The sequence below is a fragment of the Pseudoalteromonas sp. G4 genome (genome assembly GCF_028875915.1).
Taxonomy (GTDB): domain Bacteria; phylum Pseudomonadota; class Gammaproteobacteria; order Enterobacterales; family Alteromonadaceae; genus Pseudoalteromonas.
The window spans coordinates 1-20,356 of record NZ_JAPEHW010000060.1; the positions used below are offsets into that span (position 1 = coordinate 1).

Annotated in this window: 26 protein-coding genes and 2 tRNA genes; 10 read left to right on the top strand and 18 right to left on the bottom strand. The window is 39.8% G+C overall.

The features are described from left to right. Positions 1–301 precede the first annotated feature (301 nt). Both ON073_RS15190 and ON073_RS15195 read right to left on the bottom strand, forming a co-directional pair. Positions 302–394 (bottom strand) — tRNA-Ser (locus tag ON073_RS15190). A 19-nt stretch (positions 395–413) separates the two neighbouring features. Continuing rightward, a tRNA-Ser gene (locus ON073_RS15195) sits at positions 414–504 on the bottom strand. Positions 505–745: 241 nt separating this feature from the next. Between ON073_RS15195 and ON073_RS15200 the strand changes: the two genes are divergently transcribed. The 3 genes from ON073_RS15200 to ON073_RS15210 are packed head-to-tail and all read left to right on the top strand — an operon-like array spanning position 746 to position 1,633. Beyond that, positions 746–1,033: a DUF3718 domain-containing protein gene (locus ON073_RS15200; protein WP_274762737.1), complete on the top strand. Its 288-nt coding sequence runs from the start codon at positions 746–748 to the stop codon at positions 1,031–1,033. A 50-nt stretch (positions 1,034–1,083) separates the two neighbouring features. Continuing rightward, positions 1,084–1,305, top strand: a complete 222-nt coding sequence (locus ON073_RS15205; protein ID WP_274762738.1) for a hypothetical protein — start codon at positions 1,084–1,086, stop codon at positions 1,303–1,305. Between the two features lie 25 nt (positions 1,306–1,330). After that, positions 1,331–1,633: a DUF3718 domain-containing protein gene (locus tag ON073_RS15210; RefSeq protein WP_274762739.1), complete on the top strand. Its 303-nt coding sequence runs from the start codon at positions 1,331–1,333 to the stop codon at positions 1,631–1,633. Between the two features lie 76 nt (positions 1,634–1,709). On the opposite strand, the gene ON073_RS15215 is transcribed toward ON073_RS15210, so the two are convergent. From ON073_RS15215 to ON073_RS15225, 3 genes are all read right to left on the bottom strand, one after another. Continuing rightward, a complete protein-coding gene (locus ON073_RS15215; RefSeq protein WP_274762740.1) occupies positions 1,710–2,393 on the bottom strand; it encodes a response regulator transcription factor in 684 nt (227 codons plus the stop codon). Beyond that, complete coding sequence (locus ON073_RS15220; RefSeq protein WP_274762741.1) at positions 2,374–3,990, bottom strand: HAMP domain-containing sensor histidine kinase; 1,617 nt, start codon at positions 3,988–3,990, stop codon at positions 2,374–2,376. The genes ON073_RS15215 and ON073_RS15220 overlap by 20 nt, the downstream gene beginning before the upstream one ends. 408 nt (positions 3,991–4,398) lie before the next feature. Continuing rightward, positions 4,399–4,539 (bottom strand): hypothetical protein, encoded by a 141-nt coding sequence (locus ON073_RS15225; RefSeq protein WP_274762742.1) that lies wholly within the window; start codon positions 4,537–4,539, stop codon positions 4,399–4,401. 221 nt (positions 4,540–4,760) lie between these two features. Here ON073_RS15225 and ON073_RS15230 point away from each other — a divergent pair, with 221 nt between their 5' ends. Both ON073_RS15230 and ON073_RS15235 read left to right on the top strand, forming a co-directional pair. Continuing rightward, positions 4,761–5,624: a diacylglycerol/lipid kinase family protein gene (locus ON073_RS15230; protein ID WP_274762743.1), complete on the top strand. Its 864-nt coding sequence runs from the start codon at positions 4,761–4,763 to the stop codon at positions 5,622–5,624. A gap of 16 nt (positions 5,625–5,640) precedes the next feature. Continuing rightward, positions 5,641–8,430 carry an HD domain-containing phosphohydrolase gene (locus ON073_RS15235; RefSeq protein ID WP_274762744.1) on the top strand — a complete coding sequence of 930 codons (2,790 nt, stop codon included), beginning with the start codon at positions 5,641–5,643 and terminating at the stop codon, positions 8,428–8,430. A gap of 31 nt (positions 8,431–8,461) precedes the next feature. Here the strand turns inward: ON073_RS15235 and ON073_RS15240 are convergent, their stop codons facing one another. Further along, entirely contained in the window at positions 8,462–9,280 is an 819-nt protein-coding gene (locus ON073_RS15240) for a DUF2884 family protein (RefSeq protein WP_274762745.1), read from the bottom strand. Positions 9,281–9,557: 277 nt separating this feature from the next. On the opposite strand from ON073_RS15240, the gene ON073_RS15245 reads away from it, so the two are divergent. Next, positions 9,558–9,737 (top strand): PA3496 family putative envelope integrity protein, encoded by a 180-nt coding sequence (locus ON073_RS15245; protein WP_274762746.1) that lies wholly within the window; start codon positions 9,558–9,560, stop codon positions 9,735–9,737. On the opposite strand, the gene ON073_RS15250 is transcribed toward ON073_RS15245, so the two are convergent. From ON073_RS15250 to ON073_RS15260, 3 genes are all read right to left on the bottom strand, one after another. After that, on the bottom strand, positions 9,734–10,174 hold the full coding sequence (locus ON073_RS15250; RefSeq protein ID WP_274762747.1) for a MarR family winged helix-turn-helix transcriptional regulator: 441 nt from the start codon (positions 10,172–10,174) through the stop codon (positions 9,734–9,736). The genes ON073_RS15245 and ON073_RS15250 overlap by 4 nt on opposite strands. A gap of 2 nt (positions 10,175–10,176) precedes the next feature. After that, entirely contained in the window at positions 10,177–10,659 is a 483-nt protein-coding gene (locus tag ON073_RS15255; protein WP_274762748.1) for a glutathione peroxidase, read from the bottom strand. A 75-nt stretch (positions 10,660–10,734) separates the two neighbouring features. Further along, positions 10,735–11,607 carry a LysR family transcriptional regulator gene (locus ON073_RS15260; RefSeq protein ID WP_274762749.1) on the bottom strand — a complete coding sequence of 291 codons (873 nt, stop codon included), beginning with the start codon at positions 11,605–11,607 and terminating at the stop codon, positions 10,735–10,737. Positions 11,608–11,745: 138 nt separating this feature from the next. On the opposite strand from ON073_RS15260, the gene ON073_RS15265 reads away from it, so the two are divergent. Next, the gene (locus tag ON073_RS15265) at positions 11,746–12,900 is read left to right on the top strand and encodes an iron-containing alcohol dehydrogenase (RefSeq protein WP_274762767.1); all 1,155 of its coding nucleotides are present in this window, start codon (positions 11,746–11,748) and stop codon (positions 12,898–12,900) included. 30 nt (positions 12,901–12,930) lie between these two features. On the opposite strand, the gene ON073_RS15270 is transcribed toward ON073_RS15265, so the two are convergent. From ON073_RS15270 to ON073_RS15280, 3 genes are read right to left on the bottom strand one after another with little or no spacing between them, the layout of a single operon-like run. Next, complete coding sequence (locus ON073_RS15270) at positions 12,931–13,233, bottom strand: AzlD domain-containing protein (RefSeq protein WP_274762750.1); 303 nt, start codon at positions 13,231–13,233, stop codon at positions 12,931–12,933. Further along, a complete protein-coding gene (locus tag ON073_RS15275; protein ID WP_274762751.1) occupies positions 13,230–13,913 on the bottom strand; it encodes an AzlC family ABC transporter permease in 684 nt (227 codons plus the stop codon). Before ON073_RS15275 ends, ON073_RS15270 begins: the two co-directional genes overlap by 4 nt. Next, positions 13,910–14,725, bottom strand: coding sequence for an AraC family transcriptional regulator (locus tag ON073_RS15280; RefSeq protein WP_274762752.1), 816 nt, complete (start codon positions 14,723–14,725; stop codon positions 13,910–13,912). The genes ON073_RS15275 and ON073_RS15280 overlap by 4 nt, the downstream gene beginning before the upstream one ends. Before the next feature lie 227 nt (positions 14,726–14,952). Between ON073_RS15280 and ON073_RS15285 the strand changes: the two genes are divergently transcribed. Continuing rightward, a complete protein-coding gene (locus ON073_RS15285) occupies positions 14,953–15,606 on the top strand; it encodes a cytochrome b/b6 domain-containing protein (RefSeq protein ID WP_274762753.1) in 654 nt (217 codons plus the stop codon). An 85-nt stretch (positions 15,607–15,691) separates the two neighbouring features. Here the strand turns inward: ON073_RS15285 and ON073_RS15290 are convergent, their stop codons facing one another. After that, positions 15,692–16,141 (bottom strand): c-type cytochrome, encoded by a 450-nt coding sequence (locus tag ON073_RS15290; protein ID WP_274762754.1) that lies wholly within the window; start codon positions 16,139–16,141, stop codon positions 15,692–15,694. Positions 16,142–16,258: 117 nt separating this feature from the next. Further along, positions 16,259–16,756, bottom strand: coding sequence for a TlpA family protein disulfide reductase (locus tag ON073_RS15295; RefSeq protein WP_274762755.1), 498 nt, complete (start codon positions 16,754–16,756; stop codon positions 16,259–16,261). 91 nt (positions 16,757–16,847) lie between these two features. Here ON073_RS15295 and ON073_RS15300 point away from each other — a divergent pair, with 91 nt between their 5' ends. Then, on the top strand, positions 16,848–17,270 hold the full coding sequence (locus ON073_RS15300) for a YqaA family protein (RefSeq protein ID WP_274762756.1): 423 nt from the start codon (positions 16,848–16,850) through the stop codon (positions 17,268–17,270). On the opposite strand, the gene folX is transcribed toward ON073_RS15300, so the two are convergent. From folX to folM, 3 genes are read right to left on the bottom strand one after another with little or no spacing between them, the layout of a single operon-like run. Then, a complete protein-coding gene (gene folX, locus ON073_RS15305; RefSeq protein ID WP_274762757.1) occupies positions 17,267–17,629 on the bottom strand; it encodes a dihydroneopterin triphosphate 2'-epimerase in 363 nt (120 codons plus the stop codon). The two genes, ON073_RS15300 and folX, sit on opposite strands and share 4 nt — an antisense overlap. Before the next feature lie 2 nt (positions 17,630–17,631). Beyond that, entirely contained in the window at positions 17,632–18,186 is a 555-nt protein-coding gene (gene folE / locus ON073_RS15310; RefSeq protein WP_274762758.1) for a GTP cyclohydrolase I FolE, read from the bottom strand. A gap of 9 nt (positions 18,187–18,195) precedes the next feature. Next, the gene (gene folM / locus ON073_RS15315; protein ID WP_274762759.1) at positions 18,196–18,903 is read right to left on the bottom strand and encodes a dihydromonapterin reductase; all 708 of its coding nucleotides are present in this window, start codon (positions 18,901–18,903) and stop codon (positions 18,196–18,198) included. 320 nt (positions 18,904–19,223) lie between these two features. On the opposite strand from folM, the gene ON073_RS15320 reads away from it, so the two are divergent. Continuing rightward, on the top strand, positions 19,224–20,114 hold the full coding sequence (locus tag ON073_RS15320; RefSeq protein ID WP_274762760.1) for a sulfite exporter TauE/SafE family protein: 891 nt from the start codon (positions 19,224–19,226) through the stop codon (positions 20,112–20,114). Positions 20,115–20,159: 45 nt separating this feature from the next. Here ON073_RS15320 and ON073_RS15325 read toward each other — a convergent pair whose 3' ends face one another. Continuing rightward, positions 20,160–20,354 carry a hypothetical protein gene (locus tag ON073_RS15325; protein ID WP_274762761.1) on the bottom strand — a complete coding sequence of 65 codons (195 nt, stop codon included), beginning with the start codon at positions 20,352–20,354 and terminating at the stop codon, positions 20,160–20,162. Positions 20,355–20,356 lie beyond the last annotated feature (2 nt).

Sequence of the window (20,356 nt, forward strand, 5' to 3'; positions counted from 1 at the left end):
TGCGGGCACACTGCGTGTGTGCAAAAGTGTTCCATACACTTTTGTCGAACAAAGGCCTCGCTTCACACACCATAAAGCAAAAAACCCCACAACAATTATGAGAGGTTTTAATTTATGTTTTGGAATAGAGAGAAATAGGGATTAGCGCTTGTGCATCCTGCACTCGCCCACTTCGTGGCGCTTTCGCGGCTCAAATTGTTCCTGACAATTTGTCGAACAAAGGGTTCGAACCAAAGCCTCGCTTCACACACCATAAAGCAAAAAACCCCACAACAAGTTGCGGGGTTTTTTGCTTTATACATGGCGGAGAAGGAGGGATTCGAACCCTCGATAGGGCTACAAACCCTATACTCCCTTAGCAGGGGAGCGCCTTCGGCCACTCGGCCACCTCTCCAGCGCAAATACTTATAAAATGGCGGAGAGATAGGGATTTGAACCCTAGATAGGCTATTAACCTATGCCGGTTTTCAAGACCGGTGCTTTCAACCACTCAGCCATCTCTCCATGCGCAAAATAATACTCAGCCAAATCTTAACTGTAAATAGCAAAAAGTTTGTTTGCTCAAATAAACATCAAAATATTAACATTTTTATTAAATCTCTATGGAAATTTCAATTTATCACGCCCATTAACCACCAATCACTTCGAATTACCGTTATTCACTTTCGCACATTACCTTCAAAAAATATTCGTAATATAGATACCAACAAAACGAATTATCCCAAACACCACGAGGGAATGAGACATGAAAAAATCAATCACAGCAGTTATCGCAGCAGCAAGTATTTTATCGTTCAACGCAGCAGCAAAAGTAGTTCCATCTGACAACAGTCTGGCATCGCAAATTTGTGCCGCGGCTGCAAACGAACAAGCCAGTAAAGTGCGCCGTTTACTTAAACAAGAAAACAAGCATATCCGTAAAGCTGCACAAAACATTCAGTGCGATGGCAAGTCACTTGAACAATTTGTTCAAGATATGAACGCGGCTAAAGTTGTAAAAAATATTTATCCACAAAGCGACAAAACTAGTTAAATCGCGAAACGCTAATATCTAAATTACCTGAAGTTAAAAGGGCGAGATACTTGAGTAACTCGCCCTTTTTCTTTGTAATTTTTTGGTTAGTTCAACAATACTATTACAAATTTAACGACTCTTTCGACTTAGAGAAATTTAATACGTTTTTTTTAGAAGATAACACCTTAATCACCGATATTCGCCACCAATCACCTCATATTACCGTCATTCACTTTCGCACATTACCTGCAAAAAATATTCGTAATATAGATACCAACAAAACGAATTAACTGAAACACCACGAGGGAATGAGACATGAAAAAATCAATCACAGCAGTTATCGCAGCAGCAAGTATTTTATCGTTCAACGCAGCAGCAAAAGTAGTTCCATCTGATAACAGTCTGGCATCACAAATTTGTGCCGCGGCTGCAAACGACCAGGCCAGCAAAGTGCGCCGTTTGCTTAAGCAAGAAAACAAGCACATCCGTAAAGCTGCACAAAATATTCAGTGCGATGGCAAATCACTTGAGCAGTTTGTTCAAGATATGAACGCGGCTAAAGTTGTAAAAAACCTTTATCCACAAAGCGATAAAACTAGCTACATCGCAAAACGTTAATACCTAGATTACCTGAAGTAAAAAGGGCGAACTCATTTAACTGAGTTCGCCCTTTTTAATTGATACCGATAAAAGCTTATTCTGGTGACACTAAGCGATAGCCAATACCGCGCTTGGTTTCAATCATACTTTCATCATTATTTGGCAGCATCAGTTTTTTACGTAGTTTACCAATGTACACATCAACAACATTAGTCATGGGATCCATCTCCATACCCCACACATTACTTAAAATGCGCTCACGACTTAAATACTTTCCAGGGTTTGTCATTAACAATTCAAGAATCGCCATTTCTTTTACAGTTAAAGAAACCTCTTGTTCTGCAAGCGTCACAATGTAGCTGTCACGGTCAAAGCTTAATGGACCAAACTCGAGTGTGTTAGAGCGGTTTTTTTGTGATGGTTTGCGACGAGTTACAGCCTCAATGCGCGCTAAAAGCTCTTCATAAGCAAACGGCTTTGTTACATAGTCATCTGCACCAAGGCGAAGACCATGAACTATATCTTGCGATGCATCCATTGCCGTCAGCATAATAATTGGAATTTCGAAGTTTTTAATACGCAATGCTTGGCACACTTCCAAACCATTTAAGCCTGGTAACATGATATCAAGCAAAATTAAATTGAAGTCACCTTCAAGGGCAAGATCTAACCCTTCTTTACCGTCACTGGCGCGAACAACAAAATACCCTTCAGCGCGCAAGCCTCGTTCAAGAAAACTTGCAACACGATCATCATCTTCAACTAATAAAATTCTCATTACGTTCCTCACCATTTAACGGTAACAGTATAGTTGCTACAGAGCCTTCACCTGAAGTATTTGATTTTAAACTAATATGGCCACCATGAGCATCAACAATTGCTTTGGCCACAGGTAAACCTAAGCCAGAGCCCGGCGTATTAGAGCGGTTGCTTCGATAGAAACGCTCAAAAATATACTCTTGTTCTTGCTTTGTAATACCTTGCCCTGAGTCTATCACCTTAATAACGACAACCTGCTGGCGACGCATTAATTTCACTTCGGTTACTGCATCTGGCGCAGAGTAGCTGAGCGCATTTTCAAGTAAAATCATCAATACTTGGCGGATACGGCGCTCGTCTAACTCTAAACTAATTTCTTCATTTAGCTCAAAACTAAGCTGCTGGTTACGCTCTTGTGCTTTTCGGCCATAAATATAACAAAGATCTTGTACCAACTTGGTTAAATTTACCTCACTACACGATAACCTTAACTCACCGGCACTCGAGCGAGCCACTAGCATTAAATCATCAATCAGCGCTGTGGTATGACTTACTTGATCCACCACCGCAACTAAGGTTGCTAAATAATCATCCACATTGTCAGAATGGCTACGCAATAATATTTCCGATTCACCACGAATAATCGTCAGCGGTGTGCGCAACTCATGAGAAATGTCCGCCAAGAACTGTCTTCTTTGCTTATCAACATGAGCAAGTTTCTCATTGCTCAATGCCAATGCTTTTGTCCGCTCTTGTACTTTTTCTTCAAGTTGTAACTTAGCTTCACCCAACTCACTGTGCTTGGTTTTTAATTCGCTTGCCATAAAATTCAGCGCATCTGCCAGCTTGGCAAATTCGGTGTCTTTTAATTTAGGAATGCGATGTTCTAACTTACCTGCTGTAAATTGACTAGCCGCAAACTGCAATTGCTTTGTCGCTTTTGAAATTCGCTGCCAAAAAAACCAAATAGTTAGCATCATAAATAAGCTCGAAAGCCCAAGAGCAATCGCTAAATAGCGATTATTGCGTTCAGACATTACCTTGGTATTATCGCGTATCGCCTCAGCTTGCAGATTTTCTTGTTTTACAGCTTCACTGATCAAAGCGTTAAACTCTGCATGTACTCCTTGCTGCTGTAATAAGCGATATAAGCTTTGTGCTTCTGAAAGCTCCCCTTTACTAATTAAAAAGCGAATTTCTTGTGACGTTGTAATTATACGCTCAACTTTTTGCGTCACTTTATCCAGCACAGCCAAATCATTTCTGGTACTTAGCTCAGGCGCTAATGTGAGTTTTTTTAACAAGGAGTCTCGTACTTCAACAATTGATGTACGTAATTTGTTTTCGTTTTCTTCTCGCAACTCTGGTGTAAGCACAATGCCATTTCGCGACATCTCGCCAATTGCCACCAGCTTTTCAAAGGTATAAAGCGCAATACTTGAATATTGGTTAAGAATTTTATGAACTAGCTCAGATTTTTGAGCATTTTGTTTAAAGCGGTTAGAACTATCAAAATACAAACCAGCCATTGCCAAACTGAACAAAGAAATAATCACTAAAGCAATAAGCAGCTTATGCGTGAGGCGGCTTTGAATTTGATAAGGAAGGTGATTCAACTGCTTTTCCATTCAATGGGTTAACAACTAATTAAGTGTTTATACTAAGTTAGCTGTAAATATGCGAGTTTACTATATTGTGAGTTGTAAAAAGAGCTAATAATTCACCAACCTATTAACTCTGACAACAACAATATTGGGATTGCGTTCCTGTCCCCTGAAAATACCATCGACTATAATATTCTTGCGTCAATTAAAGCCGACGGTAATACAGGAACGCGGGACATATAATAATTACCACGGCTAAATTAAGCCTGTTGAAACAATTAAACTTACCTAAGCCATGTTTAAAATTTAGTTAAACAACATTAAGAGCTATAAAACATTAGATAATTAAATAAAAAAAGGCCGTAATTTATCATTACAGCCTTTTTAAACAGGTGCGATTGGTCGCAAATAAATCATAGTTTATTTGTATGCAACAGCGCCTGCTAATGCGAGTTTTTTACCATAGCGATTCAATTTAGCTAGTAAACTTTTTTTACCATTATTTGAATGAGTTAGTTGACCTTGAGACTGGCCACCTTGGTTTAACGCTTGTTTAGTCATGTGATTGCTCCTGTTGTTTAACTAAGTGTTATTTTGCGTTCAAATATGGTTAAAATCCAATCAATAAAATTACAATTTTCGCATAAATTTTTTTAATGCGAATAGGTAATCAAAAAAGTTGCATATAAAGTGCATAATTGTGCAGCATCACACCCTATGCATTTGACCTAAAAGCCTTTAACGGGCAAGCTTAGCGATAACACTGTCATTATCACCATTTCATGAATAAACATTATTTAATTGTTTTAAACCCGCTGCCAAATAAGCAAAAAAAATATTGGCTAACCTGGCTTGTGAGCTATTTGAAGCAACATCAACAGTCGTATTACGTGTTTACTACTTCACCAATATTGGCTGACAACCAGCTTTTTTTTCAACAACACCTCAATGAATATGATGAAGTGATCATGTTAGGTGGTGATGGTACCCTGCATCTGTTAGCTAATTGCATGGCTTTTTCATCGCGCCCAATCACTGTTTTACCCTGTGGAACAGGTAATGACTTTGTACGCAACTTTGATTACAGCAATGCCGAGCTGAAACAACTCATACTGAGTGAAAACACGCTACGCATTGATTTAGGAAAGGTAAATGAGCGTTACTTTATAAACAGTGCCGGTGTTGGTTTTGATGCTGAAATTGTTGAAAAAACTAAAGGCAATAAAGGATGGCTTGCGCGTTTTAGTTATTTATACCATGCATTTACTTGTCTTTTTTTCTTCAAAGAGTCACTCTTAACACTGAAACAAGGACGTCATAACATAAACTATAAAAACTTTCTTACTGTGTTTGCCAATGGTAAGTACTTTGGCGGAGGGATGAAGATTGCCCCTAATGCCGAGCTTAATTCATCAAACTTAATGCGCTATAGCGTTGAAAAAACACACCTTGTAAAGAAGTTATGGGCACTGCCAAAACTCTACCAAGGCACACACACAAAGTTGTCCGAAGTGAAGGAACACGCATTTACACAACTTGAAGTCTTAACCCCGGGGCTGCCAATTCAAGCGGATGGTGAGTCAGCAGGTTATACTCCAGCGGTTATTGAAGTGGCAGAAAATGCGTTAACTATAAAAATTTTATAATTGTAGTGAGCCAACTATGCCAAAACTGAGCATTATCAAATTTTCAACGATTGCCGTTTTGATCTCATGCACGCTAATTAGCAGCACATTTATTTATCTTAATTACCAAAGCCGATTAGAGTTCGCGACAGCGCAAGCACTCAGTAATCATCAACAAGCATTGAAAGATGTGTTAACGCGTATTCGCACTGATTATAGCAATGCGCAAAAAGTCATTAACAGTCTGATTTATCGTTACAAAAACAAACAAGAACTGCTAAACGAGTTTCCCTCCTTGTTACTAAAAGAACTTAGTATGTTCTTGCATAGCGATAACCATGTTGATGCCATTACACTCACTACAAATAACGATATTCTTTGGGCGCTACATCAAATAAACACCCCTGAATCAGAGCAATTATTTAGCACGCCAAACGACACCTATTTTGTATTACAGAAAATCCATCACAACACTGAAATTCGCTATTTTTTCAATCAATCATTAGCATTACTTAAACAACAAAAACTCGCAGCCAGTCTCAACATTAAACAGCGCCCTTGGTACCAACAGGCACAAAAATCAAATGCGCTCACATTGGTTGAACCCTATAAAGATAACTATAGCCAAAGCAAAGTTTTTTCATTGGTTAGGCAATCAAACCAGTTGACTGTAAGTGTCGATCTTAATTCGCATTCTTTGTATGCAACCATGTATCACGATGAGTTAAAGTTTAATACTTGGTTGTTTTTAATGAACAGCAACAACAAAATTCTCGCGCTACAAGATGGTAAAGACATTCAATTGGAAGATGACCAAATTGCGCCTTGGCAATCATGGTTAACTCATTCAGCCACCATAGTACGCTCAACAGATATTAATCAACTTACAGAAGTTATTGCGAATAATAACAAGTGGTACCTAAATGCCACGCAAATCGAACCAAATAGACAAAGTGGTGTAATGCTTGTGGCTGCCACCAAAGCAGATATCATTTTGCGCCCTATTTATTCGCAACTTTATACTTGGTTACTAATTTTACTTGGCTTATGCTTATTAGCACTGCCATTAAGCTATTTGGTTGCACATGTTATTACACGACCAATTCGACAATTGCATCACTATGCATCTCAATTAGCTAACTTCGAAAAACCTGGTGCATTTAATTGTTACATCGATGTTGTTGAAATCGAACAGCTAGCAGAGAGCTTACAACACCTTCACGGTAATTTAAGTGAGTTTTTTAGCTTACTCAGCACATTATCAAAAGAGCAAAACTTACAACACTTAATAGATAAAATTACGATTAAATCTACACGCATGATGAAGGCCGAGGGATGCCTAGTATTACTAGCGCAGAATCAAAGCTTAAACGCAGAATTTTTACATTATGACAATCAGCAATACTCAATAAACAATCTGCCAACCATACACTGGCACACTTTATACAGCCTTAGCGATATAACAGAAGTTAGCGATGTACCAAATGCTTTGAAGCAGTGGTTATCTCTTGAAAATAAAGAATGTTACCAAGTACAAGTGCCGCTAAAAAACCGAGAGCAACAAGTAATTGGTTTACAGGTTTATTTTTACCTAGCAAACACCCCGAAAGGCAGTATTAGTTTAAAACTCGCTGAGCAAGTGGCGGCATTTTTTGGTGTGGCAATTGAAGGGCGAAAACTAGTTAATAAACAAGAGAAGTTACTCGATTCCTTTATTCAAGTCATTGCTGGCGCAATAGATACTAAATCTCACTACACGGGTAAACATTGTCAACGGGTGCCAGAGCTTGCAACACAGATTGCTGAAGCAGCTAGCAAGTCAAACCAATTTCCTGATTTTGATTTTGATGAAAATGCTAAGCGCCAGCTCTCCATTGCGGCGTGGTTACATGATTGTGGAAAAGTCACTACACCTGAGTACATAGTTGATAAAGCAACCCGACTAGAAACCATTTACAACCGTATTCATGAAATTAGAACACGCTTTGAAGTTCTAAAACGAGACTTAGAAATTGCTGCGCTTAAAGCAAAACTCGCAGGAGAAGATAAAAACACCATAGACAATAAACTTGCAAAGCAAATCATGCAGTTGGAACATGATTTTGCGCATGTGGCGTACTGCAATAACGCTGAGTTTGTATCAAACAATGATAGAGACAAGTTAAATGAAATAGCACAGCTAAAATGGCAGCCACACTTTGATGAACGCTTAGGATTATCTCAAGAAGAGTTAACTCAATATTCAGGTTCTTCTGAGGTTTCTGAGCTAAGTGTCTTAGCCGATAGACCATGCCATCTACTTCATAATCAGAATTTACGCTGCGATAGCGCAAAGTATAATTTGCAACAACCTGAGCTTAGAAATAACCTTGGTGAGCTATACAACCTGAGCATTAGCGCAGGCACAATTAATCAAGAAGAACGTTATGCAATTAACCATCATATTGTGCAAACAATTGAAATTCTTGAAAAGCTTCCATTCCCGAAACACCTTAGCAGAGTCCCTGAGATTGCTGGCGCTCATCATGAGAAACTTAATGGTAAAGGCTACCCCAAAGGGCTGTGCGGTGATGAAATTAGCTTTGAAGCACGCATCTTAGCCATTGCCGATATTTTTGAAGCGCTGACAGCCTCAGATCGGCCATATAAACAAGCTAAAACCCTGTCACAAGCAATCAATATAATGCAGCAACTCGCAACAAAAGGTGAATTAGACCAGACTATACTTAACTTTTTTATTGCCGAGAAAATCCCCGAACACTATGCAAAAACCCATCTAAAAGCGGGGCAATTAAATAAAAAAAGGGAGCAACTGCTCCCTAAATGATGACTGACGCTATAACTAATGTTTACCTACATTAGATTGATGATTTTTTAGTTTCCACTTTAAACACATCGTAATTTGCTAGTGCTGGAATACGCGCTTGTAGCTCATCTTCTTGCATTGCAAGCTCTTTGAAATCGAAGCACATTTTATCTGCTTTTTGCTCGATGTTCTTAGCTTGCAGCTCTACTTTCTCTTCGATTTGTTCGCCCATACGCTCCATGCGCTGCTCGAAGTCACTCATATTACCACCCGAGCTAAGCATTTCGCTGCCAAGGGTAATTAGTAAGCTGCCGATGGATTCCATCATCATTTCTTCCATCGCTTGTTCCATTTTTTCGTCAAATTTATTGTCGAATGTGTCGCCAATGTTATCAAAGCGACCTTGGTCCATTACAAAAGTGCCACCATCATAAAATGCATGCTGAATCTCTTCACCGATTTCCGACATAATCTCTTCCATCGCGCTCATATTTTCAAGACCAAACGCGTTACCCACTTCGCTCAGTGCAACACCTGCAAGTGCAACACCTTCCATTGCGATTTCGGCAACTTGAGGTACTTGACCGCGTACATCTTCCGAATAGCGCGCCAATAGCGTTTGGTCACTCGCTGATAAAGACTGCGATTCACCATTAATTTTTAAATTACCATCTTGGTCAATTGCTACTACACCTGATGGCGCTTCAATATTGAGCGTATCTGGGGTAATCGAAAGTTTATTATTAAACTTTAAATTACAGCTATCAGATGAAAAGTTGATGTTGTTATCGTGGTCATCTTGGTGTGCCATTGCACTTGCTGAAAGACCCATACATGCTGCTACTGCTGTTGTGATAAGTAATTTTTTCATAATGATTCCCGTATCTGTCGCGTTTTAATTTTTTCTCTAAGTGTTATAGCTTTATCAAACTCAGTGCCAAAATTACAAAAGCAAAAAAATCAAACAGATACAGAATAATTAATATAAATCACAGCATGAAAATAAAAATCAAAAACCAATAAATGGTTTTTTTAACCACCACATTCGTTTTTTTGACCAACCAAAATTTTTATACATTACTTGCGCTAACTGCAATATGGGTTTTTACTGATTATGAGTGCTTTAAAATGCAATGTTGAGGGTGATCATGAAAGACAATTACCAAGACATCAATAATCAAGAGCCGCTGAATTCAGAACTGGAAAACAGCGAAGATACCCAACATAAACGTGAAGTAAAAAAACGTTTAGAAGATATTTTAGAACAAAAGCGGCTGCGTAAATCCATCGGCATGGATGATACGCATAACTATTGGGATGAGCTTTAAACCTGATCGTTTAGCTTATCCATTAAATCGCCAAGCAATGCCTTTAACTGCTTTGCTTTTTCTAGATCTAACCCTACTTTATCAACTAGTTGAGAAGGCAAACACGAAAGTGATTGCTGTAGTGAATGACCTTGTTGCGTTAAATAAATACGCACCTTGCGCTCATCCCACTCATCGCGCCGACGTTCTATTAAATCACTTTGTTCCATGCGTTTTAAAATTGGCGTTAGCGTGTTGTTATTTAGAATTGCCTGCTGACCTATCTCACCTACTGTCACTCCATCTTGCTGCCACAAAATAAGTAAAATCACGTACTGGGGATAGGTCAACTTATGCTTATCCAACTCAGGCTGATATAGCCGCGTCACCAAGCGTGATGCAGCATAAATCGGAAAACAAAGTTGGTTTTCTAATAATTGGTCAGCATTACTTGCCATGGCTACTGCGCCAACGCTTGTTCAATGTATTTTTCCAGCGCTTCTGGTTTTGTAGTTGGTGCAAAACGCTTTAACGGCTTACCATCACGGCCAATCAGAAATTTAGTGAAATTCCATTTAATTTTATTGCCCAAAATGCCTGTTAACTCATTACGTAAGTATTTATAAAGCGGATGACTATTTTCCCCATTTACATCGATCTTTTCAGTCATCGTAAAATCAACGCCATAATTAATTAAACACTCGCCTTGAATTTGTTCTGCGCTACCTGGTTCTTGTTGTCCAAATTGATTACACGGGCAGCCAATAATAACTAAGCCTTGATCTGCATATTTTTTGTGAAGTGCTTGCAGCCCTTCATATTGCGGCGTTAAACCACATTTACTGGCCGTATTAACTACTAATACAGCTTTGCCTTGATAGTCTGAAAAATCGATTTTTTGCCCTTGCAGGCTATTAATACTTAATTGATAAAACGGTGTCATGGTCTTTCTCCTCTATTGTCAGCAAATATATCGCGCACGATATAATCGCGCAATAATAGTTCAAAAATTGAAGTATTAATTTTGATTAAACTCTGCAATTAAAAAATCGATGAGTAAGCGCACTCGCAGCGGCATTAGATCGCGATTTGGGTAAACTAACCACGAGGCGTTATCAGCTACTTGATAGGGCGCTAGTAAACTTACCAACCGCCCGTTTGCCACATACTCTTCGACAATATCCTGAGCAAGATGCGCGATACCCAACCCCGACAAGCACGCTTGCAGTAGCGCCTCACCATTGTTACTGCGCCATCGGCCAGAAATTTTGTATTCTTTGATGGTGCCATCAACTTTAAAGCGCCAGCGATTAGTTACCGCATACAAACAATTATGCTCTATAAGCTGCTCAGGATGGGTCGGTGCGCCAAACTTTGCTAGGTATTCAGGAGAAGCAACTAAAGTCATTACTCGTGTGGTTAAAGGACGAGCGATTAAATTGGAATCTGCCATACGGCCAAAGCGAATCGCTAAATCAACACCTTCTGCAATTAAGTCTACATTGCGGTTATTGAAGTCCATCACCATAGATACCTGAGTATAACGCTGACAAAACTGTGCTAATTTAGGCGCAACTTGTTTTGCCGCAAAATCGCCAGCACACGACACACGAATTGTACCTTTAGGTTCTTGCTGTTCACCTTGCAGTGCTAAGTTAGCCTCTTCCATCGCAGATTGGATGGAATGAAGTGATGCTGCATATTGTTGTCCAGCTTCCGTTAAATTCAGTGAACGGGTGGTACGCTTTAACAGTGCAACCCCCAAACGAGACTCTAACTGAGCAACACTACGACTGACGTGAGAAGTTGAAACATCTAAAATTTTTGCCGCACGGGTAAAGCTGCCGCTTTCAACAACCGCTAAGAATTCATTAATACCTTGCCAATCCATACCCTCTCCACAACAAAAATAAAGACACTAACACACTTATTATTGCACATATGCAAAAGTTATTTGTCAATTAGGGGGATTATCCCTGTGCAGTTACACGCTAAACTGGCATTAATTACCGTACCTAATTGAGGCAATATCATGGAATTTAGTTTTGTAAATCCAACTAAAATTATTTTTGGCCAGGGCCAAATCGCGACAATTCAACAGGAAATCCCAACATCAGCAAAAGTGATGATCATTTATGGTGGTGGCAGCATTAAACAAAATGGCATTTATCAGCAAGTAGTAGATGCGCTAAGCGATCATCAGGTGTTTGAGTTTTCAGGTATTGAGCCAAATCCAAGCTATGAAACCGCAATGCGCGCTGTTGCACAAATTAAAGAACATAACGTTGATTATTTACTTGCTGTGGGTGGTGGCTCTGTAATTGATGGCACTAAGTTTATTGCTGCTGCAGCAAGATTTGATGGCGAGCCATGGGATATTCTGGCAAAAGCAGCAGAGGTATCAGACGCTTTACCTATCGGTGTAGTACTTACACTGCCGGCAACAGGTTCAGAGTCAAATAGCTACTCAGTTGTTTCGAAACTCGACAGTAACGACAAACTGCCGTTCTTTAGCGAAAAAGTACAACCTAAATTTGCTGTGCTAGATGCGCAAGTAACAAAAACACTACCAGAAAGGCAACTAGCTAACGGTATTGTTGATGCATTTGTGCATGTAATGGAGCAATATCTCACGTTTGACCACGGTGCCAAAGTACAAGATCGTTTCGCTGAAGGTTTATTGCATACACTCATCGAAGAAGGTCCGCGCGTGTTTGCTGAGCCTGACAATATGGACGTTCGCGAAAACTTAATGTGGTCTGCAACCATGGCATTAAACGGCCTAATTGGTGCCGGTGTACCACAAGATTGGTCGACTCATATGTTAGGTCATGAAATTACTGCGCTTTATGGTTTAGATCATGCACAAACATTGGCTATTGTGTTGCCACGTATGATGCATGCAATGCGCCAGCAAAAAGAAGCTAAATTACTGCAATATGCTGAACGTATTTGGGGTATTTCAGAGCAAGATAATGACACAATCATTAATCTAGCAATCGAAAAAACCGAGGCATTTTTCCACTCTGTAAACATGCCAACTCGCTTTAGCGATTACCAATTAGGCGAAGAAATTGTGGATGCAATTGTTGAGCAACTTGAACGACATGGCATGACTGCTCTAGGTGAAAACCAACAAGTCACTCTCGATATTAGCCGTGATGTACTTAAGGCATCACTCTAAAGACACGACAAGCTCTAACTGAAAACCCAGTTAGAGCTTTAATAAAAAGAACACCGCTAAACTTACAACCGTAGTGATGTATAAATTCTTAAAGCGATATGCCAGCAACACCGCCACACAGGCAGCGATTAAATAGGGATTATTAAGAGAAATTGCCAGCTTGCCTTCTTGCACAAACACAATCGGCACCCAAATTGCAGTTAATACACAAGGTGCACTAAAGCTTAAAAAGCGTTGCATTCTCGGGCCGATGCTAAAAGGTAGGCGTTTAGATAAAAATAAAAAGCGCGTTGTAAAAGTAACACATGCCATCAGCAAAATAATTTTTATCACTTTTCACCTCGCTTGCTTTCAAACACATAACCTACACTCATACCAAGCAAGGCCGCAAAAATCAGCCCTAATTCAAAATGCCATAACTTAAAAACCACAATGCTAATTGCCGAAGTTAAACATGCTAATAACGTTGGCCAGTTAGTAATGCTCGGTATCACTAAAGCAATAAAAATGGATGCTATAGCAAAATCTAAGCCCAGCTGGGTTAAGTCAGGCAGCATCGCGCCTGCAACAACACCTATCAAAGTCCAAATATTCCACGCAATATAAAAACTACCACCAGCAACTAACGCATATACTAAACGAATTTTGCCTTGGTACGCGCGCCTGTGATGCGAAAACGCAAACAGCTCATCAGTTAATAAAAAACCTAAGCTTAATCGCCATTTTAGCGGTTTATCTATCAGCTTGTGACGCACACTTAAACCATACAAAAAATGACGCGCGCTTATAATAAAGGTGGTAACTAAAATGGTGATAAGTGACGCATTGCCAACAATCAACTCAATTGCCACTAACTGCGCTGAGCCTGCAAAAACTAACAGCGACATTAACTGTGCTTCTAATGGGCTGAACCCCGATTGCACGGCGAGTGAGCCACACAAAATTCCCCATGGAATGACCGCCAGATTGAGCGGTAACATGTCCCAAAAACCTTTCGCGATTGCTGTTTTCATACACTTACGGCCTTACAATATAGTTTAGGCGTTAACCCCATATTCTTTTTAAAATAACGATGAAAATGACTTTGATCGTAAAAACCAACCGCCAATGCAACCTCATTAATAGCAAGCCCAGAGCGTAACATTTGCTTTGCCCGATTAACACGAAATTGCGTTTGATAAACATGAGGGGTCATGCCCGTTTCGGCTTTAAATTGTCGAATAAAGTGAAAGGGGCTCATATTGGCAATCGCCGCAAGCTCCGTAAGACTTATATTTTCGAAATAATAATCTCGCAAGTAATCAAGCGCTGTGACTAATTGTGGTTTCCGCGATGTAGCACGCAAGCAAAATGAACGCTTATTGTGGCGAGTTATTAAATTAATCAGTAACTGATAAAGCGCAGACTGTTTGGCTAATATGCTTTTTTCGCTTGTGAGTAAGTCAAAGGTAAATGCCATTTGCTTTGCTAACATTGGGTCGAATACCACCGCCTTCTCAAAATAAGGGGCACCTAGTTGCGTTTCGCCAATGCCATCAGTCAAGCTTTCAAATAATTCAGGCGTTGGGTACATAGCACGGTAACCCCAACCTTGTTCAGTAGCCGTTTGGCCATTATGCACTTGGTCGGCGTTAACTAAAATAATGCTGCTTGTTGGCGCCACATGGTTGGCACCACTTCTAAAAAAACGCTGGGCGCCGTTTTCAATTAATCCAATGGTGTAACCTTCATGACTATGGCGAGCAAAGTTTTGCTGCTTATATTGAGCATGCAGTACTTCTAAGCCATTTAGTTCATGATGATATTGAAAAACCGTCTTTTCCATTGGTGCCGCTTGTTATGAATCTACTCTATGTTTTCAAAGGTGCTTTAGCACCTCAAAGGACGTTACTAAAAGCCCAGTATAGCTAACTAGATTTTTAAAAATTGTACAAAATTGCTCGATAGCATTTTTATTGGTGTTTAACGTATTTACTTACCGAATCTATCTGATTTATGGCAACATATCTTTATTCTTATGTAAGTTATTGAAGAATATTGTCAGGGGGCGATATGCAAAAAACACAAGTATGGGATGGATTTATCCGCTTTTTCCATTGGAGTATGGTCGCACTGATCGCACTACTTTATTACTCGGCTGAAAATAGCCTTATGGAATTACATTTTGTAGCGGGTTTTAGTTTGCTTTCGTTATTAGCAACACGTCTTATTTGGGGCTTTATTGGTAGTGATACAGCAAAATTATCTGCATTAATTCACTCACCTAAAAACACGCTTGCAGCCATCAAAGGTGCAACCCAAGAAACCCCTGGCCATAATGCGGCCGGCAGTTATATGGTGATCGCATTCCTCATTCTATTAGTAACACAAGCAGTCACAGGGCTGATGACCACCGACGACATTATGTATGACGGCCCTTTAGTCGCAATGGTTAGCGGTGATTTATCGTCTCTTGCTGGCAGTTTGCATCATCAAATATTCGACTGGATATTAATTGCAATTGCGCTACATATTACAGCGATTGTGGTGTATAAACTGAAAGGTAAAGCGCTCGTTCCGCCGATGATCACAGGCAAAACAACAGAAAGTTACAAACAAAATGCCAAAATGAAAAGTGGATGGGTAGGTTTTGCGATTTTTTGTGTGTTATTAACCGCTCTACTTACGACTTGGGGTGCTGAGTCAGTTAAAACATTACTAAGCTAACTGTTAACATTAACAGATATAGAGTTGCATTAAAAAGGTCAGCACTTGCTGACCTTTTGTATATTTGAGCATTAATACGCAGCAATTAGTCTTTAAATGACTTATGACAATCTTTACAACCTTTTGCCCATGCACCAAATGCTGGCTTAATTACAGCAGGATCACCCGATTGTGCTGCAACGGCTAGCTTATCTGCATAATCAGCAAACGCATTAGCTTTTTGCATAAAGGTTTCATTATCAGACCATACTGCTGGTAATGCTGATGTGTCACCTTTCTCAGTGCCCGCATAAAACGCTTCCCATGGCATTTTCGATAATGCAGCAGCATTATTTGCACGCATTTGGAATGTTTCAGCGTTGAATTCAACTTTACCCTTCAACATATCGCCCATATTTGCAATTTGTGCACGGATCAATTGAAACGCATGTTGACGGTATTCGATAGCATCCTCTGCTTCTTTGAATGCAGGGTTCGCGTTTGCAAGCGCTGGTGCAGCAATCGCAGCAGCAAGAACTAATGTTCTTAATTTCATAGTTTGCCCCTAATATTATAAACTTATCAATTATTACAGCATCATACTTAATGCTGCAACTGGAAGCGACCAATCCGCTAATTTACGCGTTATAAGTTTAGATTTACTGTTTTCGTTTTACCAAAGCACTTTTTCAATGGTGTTTGGTGCTTCGCCTATCAAGGTCGATACCACACGATTTTGCTTATCTAACAAGATGATGCGTGGCACTCCCGCATTTGCAAATTGACTGTAAATTTGACGATTTGGATCGGCCACCATGGTGAAGTTAGTGGCAAATTTTTCAGAAAAGTTCACTAAGCTTTGATCATCTTCCTCACGCCCTATCGCAATAATTTGTAAATCTGGATCAGCAATTAAAGGTGATGCCATTAATTGTTTTACAAATCGCTGCGAATCACTGCACCAAGTGGCAAACAGTAACACTAACTTACGTTTGTCTTCAGCTAATGCCACAACTTCACCTTGTGTATTAGTAAACTGAGTAATTGGAAAGGCCTGTCCTTGCGAAATATAAGTTTCATAAGTTGGTTTTTGGTATGTAGCTTGGTTATTTTGCGTTTGTGCACAACCAAAAAGTGTTGCCACTAGGGCAAGAGGTAAGAGCTTTTTCATTTATATTCCATATAATTTTTGCGCTGGACTCAGTGTTAAAAATTTAGCATCATGCGTCAAGTTATCGCCTAACAATTATTGAAATATCTTCTTGAGTTACCTTTCTTTATTTTTCACCGCGTTTATTGCCGCTACCTTGCTGCCCACAGCATCCGAAGGCATGCTTGCATATCTTACTCAGCAACAACACAACATTGCTCTATTGTGGTTTAGTGCCACTTTAGGTAACACACTTGGTAGCTGTGTTAATTGGTGGCTAGGAAAGGAATTAAACCGCTTTAAAGATAGAAAATGGTTTGCCGTATCTGAGCAACAATTAGAAAAAGCGCAAAAGAGTTTTAATCGTTACGGCAGAGCAAGTTTATTACTCGCTTGGTTACCAATTATTGGTGATCCTTTAACATTTGTTGCGGGCATTATGCGGGTGCCTTTTAGCATTTTTGTATTGCTAGTGGCGATTGGAAAAGCGCTGCGTTACGCCATAGTCATCGCTATGGCGCTACAGTTTTTTTAGTGTTGTTTTTGCCAAGCAAGCGTGAGAGAAACTGAGTCTGCAAATCGCAACGCATGGGGCTTATCAACGGAAACTTTTGCAAAGGTCACACTCGGGTGACGATGACACTCTTCAAGTACATCTGCCACCAACTTTTCAAGTAATAAAAAGTGACCGTTTTCAACTAATTCAATCACCGCTTTGGTAATCACTTTATAGTTAACCGCTTGGTCAACTTGATCGGTAACACAAGCCATATCAGCTGGGTAATGCACCTCAATATTGATGATCACATCTTGCTTTTTCTCACGCTCTTCAGGATTAAACCCGATATAGGTGCGCAGGCGTAAATTGGTAATGTTTATAATCGCATTTAGCATAGTTACCCCTTAACTAACTGCAAAAATTCATTGCGGGTTTTTGGATCTTCACGGAAATTACCTAACATTACAGACGTACGCATTTTGGAATTTTGTTTTTCCACTCCGCGCATCATCATACACATGTGTTTCGCTTCAACAATCACGCCAACCCCTTTTGCACCTGTAACTTCTTGCACAGCTTCAGCAATTTGATGGGTAAGTTGCTCTTGAATTTGAAAACGGCGTGCAAACATATCAACGATACGCGCAAACTTTGATAAACCCAATACTTTACCGTTAGGAATATAAGCAATATGGCAGCGCCCTACAAACGGTAGTAGATGGTGTTCACACATTGAATACAGTTCAATATCCTGCACCAGTACCATGTCATCTGCATCTGAACTAAAAACCGCATTATTGGTAATTTCTTCCAGTGTTTGTCGATACCCTTTAGTCAAATACTCCATGGCTTTCGCAGCTCTTTTTGGCGTGTCTAGTAAGCCTTCTCGGTTTGGGTCTTCGCCAACCGCTTCAATAATATTCAAATAATTTTCAGCTAGTTTCTTTTCCATAATTCTGTCCTATTTGAGGTGGCGACCACCATCGAGTTGTAGTGTGCGTCCCGTCATATAATTGCTGTTAAGTATCATCTTGATACCGTTAATTACTTCTGCAGTACCTGGCTCTAGCGCCATAATTGACTTTTTCAGGGTTTTTGCACGATAAGCATCATCATCATGATCGTTAAATATAATCAATGACGGCGCGATTGAATTTACTTTTACTTTAGGTGCAAGTTTTGCAGCAAAAGAACGGGTGAGATTATCAAGCGCAGCTTTACTTGCCGCATAAGCTATGTGTTTGGGGCTACCCTTTTCGACTACGTAATCCGTGATATGAATAATATCGCTATGCTCTTCGCTGGTATTTTGTAACAGCGGGGTTAGCGCCAAATTAAGCAAATATGGCACCTTTGCATGAATGTTCATCATGCTATCAAATAAGCCATTAAAGTCAGGGTTTTTGCTTTCACAATCCCAACTTGATGCATTGTGAATAATGGCACTAAGCTCAGAGGTATATGATTTAACTTGCTCTACCAGCACATCTACCGCATCAGGTTGCTCAAAGTCGCACGATAAACATATCGCACCTAGTTGCTCAAGTTCAGTCACTGAAGCATGTTTGGTACGGTAGGTAACTATCAACTGGTAACCTTTACCAAGAAAATGTTTTGCTACATCTAAACCTATGCGCTGAGCCGCACCTGTAATTAATATTGTTGCCATATAATTTTGATAATTTATTTTGGGGTTTGTTCGGTTATATCTTTAACTATAAACCTAACATCTTGATTTATTAAGTAGTTGAGTAAATTAAACGGGTTAACCTAAGTTTTATACTGGTATTAAAGTGTTTTAGATCGCAAAATTTTACGTTTCAAGCACTTTTCGGCAAATATTGTTTGTTGATTTGTATTTGCAGCAAAGATAGTAATACTAGCCTTGCTTATAAAAGTTTGTATTATCTTAAGTGCAAATTTATTCAATTGTCATTCTTTCACACTTTTTGCTATTTTTGTCACCTCGTCAGAATGACAACGCTGTTCATGAATTATAAAAAGCAAAACTATCGTCAATACATTCCTCTTTTATGCATCGCATGCGTGTATATTTGCTGGCTTTCACTTCAAGGGGTTCACTCTGCATTTGCTAACTTTATGTCGCAAATCAGTATTGCAATTACTATGGTGTTTGGCTCATTTGTCGCAGGTGGCACAGCCCTTGGTGGGGGGGCAGTTGCTTTTCCGGTGATGACTAAAGTGCTTAGTATTGAGCCCGCTACCGCGAAAGTGTTTTCACTCGCAATTCAAAGCTTTGGTATGACAGCAGCTAGCATAACCATCATTTTTGGCGGCATAAGGTACTACCGTTCGGTAGTGCTGCTAGCACTGATGGGGGCACTGCCTGGAGTTGCAATCAGCCTATTATTTATTGCCGATTTAGTACCACGGCTTGTTACAAAATCCTTATTTAGTGTGTTCTTGCTGATTTTTGCGGTTACCTTGTTACGCGCTCATTGGCGCGGCAAAGAGCGTTTAACCATTGATCTTACCTGCAAGCGACAAAATTTTTTCGTAGTTTTGGTCGCTTTCCTAGGTGGCATAGTGAGTGGGTTAATAGGCTCAGGTGCCGATATCGCCATATTTGCCTTACTCATGCTCTATTTTAAAGCGGATCTGAAAATTGCGACGGCGAGTTCAGTTCTAATCATGGCTGCCACCTCTGTATTTGCGAGTTTAATTAATTACTTTTATTTAGAGACTATTACACTTGAAATATCAGAGTTTGTACTCGCGGCGATTCCTGTGGTGGTGGTTGGTGCACCGCTTGGGGCATATTGTTGCGCGAAAGTACCTAAATCAGTTTTGTTGAGTTTTTTACTTACGCTGATAGGGCTAGAAATTGGTTTCACGCTGTTTGAAGTCGCCAGCGTTTAAGCCACAACAGCTATAAATAAAAAATGCCGTATTCAACGGCATTTTTTAGTCTTCATAGCTATTTAATTGATCATCAAACAGTACATCATTATCTGCCACATCAAGTCCCATATAACCCCGCAACGCTTCAAAGCAATCAATGTTAGCTTGTGCCCACATGATGTCATCTGCAGTCACTTTTAAGCGACCTTCACTTTGCGCTTTTTGCATTGCCAGCATTTCAATTAATGTGGTCATCATCT